Annotated in this window: 2 protein-coding genes and 1 pseudogene; all 3 read right to left on the bottom strand. The window is 69.8% G+C overall.

Features of this window, described 5'->3' with window-relative positions; all coding sequences use genetic code 11:
- Positions 1 to 641, bottom strand: a pseudogene (locus GJ693_RS15915) (double-strand break repair protein AddB); the annotation flags it as partial.
- 64 nt (positions 642 to 705) lie between these two features.
- Positions 706 to 1,263 carry a winged helix DNA-binding protein gene (locus GJ693_RS15910; RefSeq protein WP_197042287.1) on the bottom strand — a complete coding sequence of 186 codons (558 nt, stop codon included), beginning with the start codon at positions 1,261 to 1,263 and terminating at the stop codon, positions 706 to 708.
- Between the two features lie 123 nt (positions 1,264 to 1,386).
- Positions 1,387 to 1,587: hypothetical protein (locus tag GJ693_RS17415; RefSeq protein WP_207789975.1), on the bottom strand; the 201-nt coding region annotated here is incomplete at its 5' end.

Raw genomic sequence — 1,587 nt, 5'->3', positions numbered from 1 at the left:
ACCAGACCGGCGGGCGGCGCCGCCGCCCAGCGCGCGATGGTGGCATCGATCAGGGCGGCGAGACGCGTGGCGCCTTCGGTGCCGCCATGGCCGGCGCGTGCGGCGGGCCACACGGCGATGATCAGTTCCAGAAAGGCCAAGGTCTTCTGCCAGTGGTCGGCGAGGTCCTGGCCGTCGGCGGCGGCGCGCAGGGCTTCGGGCTCTACCTCTTCGGCCAGCAACGCATCGAGCACCTCGCCAAGCGCATCGCCCAGCCGCAGTCGCTCAACTGCCGACCGCTCCGCAGCAACAGGACCATTGGGCAAGCCGCCGGCCAGCCGCGCCAGCTCCAGCCGTCGCAACAGCGTGGGCACGGCCGGATCAACCAGCGCTTCCCCGGCCGCCAGCCGATCAAAGCCGGCATCATCCAGATCGCCCACCGGCACCATGCGCGGCAGCAGCAGGCCGCGCCCGGTTGCCGCCTCGGGCAATTGCCGAACAAAGGCTTCGGTGAGGGCGGTGACGGCGCGGCGGTTGGGCAGCAACACCAGGCAGCGCGCCAGCGCCAGCGGATCGCCGGCGGTGCGCGCCAGCAGCCCCGCCGCCAGCGCGTCGGCAAAGGCGACATGCAGGGGAATATTGAACAGGGCGGGCTGGCTCACGGCCGCCAGCATAGGGCCAGCGGCGGGCTGTGCCAGCCCCTGATTGGGGGTATGGCCGCCGCGATCAGCCGCGCAGATAGCGGGCGCGCACCCGGGCAATGGTGCGCAGCGCATCGGCAGCCAGCGCCAGCATTGCCTGGTAACTGGCCGGCGAAATCGCCAGGAAACTGCGACGACCGTCGCGCTGGCAACTGCGGCGCACGATCAGGCCTTCCCTGGTCATGCTGCTGATCCAGCGCAGCGCCGTGGTGCTGGGCACGTCAGCGGCAATGCACAGGCTGGTCACCGAGGTTTCGCGGCGCCAGTAATGGGCAACCGCCAGATCCAGCAGGATGTCCCACGCCGGCTCGCCGAACGACATGCCGGGCAGGTGCCGGGCGCGCAGGCGGCGAATGCGGAACTGGCTTTCCAGGAAGGCGATGCAATCGGCCTCCGCCACGTCGCCAGAGACGGGTTGCGGCTGCTCGACCAGCTTGTCGGCCAGCGCCGCCAGACCCTGCGCCATGTCCGCCACCTGGCGGGCGATGGCGGAGGCCGGCGCGGTTGCGGGATCGGCCATCGCCGGCAGCTCGAGGCCCGGCGCAACCGGTTCGGTCGCCATCGCTTCGTCGGTACGCCGCACACAAATCGTACCGGGCGCCGGCCGACCGGCCCCAAAATAACCAGCGTCCCCAAAGTCGCGTGAAAAGCCGGTGTCGTGTCCGACATCCATCATCAAATTACGCCCCCAATGTCCTGCAGCCGATCATGGCGTGCAGGCGAGGGCCTGTAACATTTGTTCCATAGTGGAGACGCACAACGGCTGGTCCATTATGGACAGGCCAGCCCGGGAAATATGTTCATTCAGGTTTCTATCTGGTGACCACAGCGCCAGCGGCGGGCGCGCGGCGACGGCGCAGGCCGGCACCATGGCGAGGCAGGCGCGCGTGGGTGGCGGCAGGGCCGG

This window comes from Sandarakinorhabdus oryzae, assembly GCF_009733735.1.
Classification (GTDB): domain Bacteria; phylum Pseudomonadota; class Alphaproteobacteria; order Sphingomonadales; family Sphingomonadaceae; genus Sandarakinorhabdus; species Sandarakinorhabdus oryzae.
This window is presented reverse-complemented; position numbering and strand designations above follow the sequence as displayed.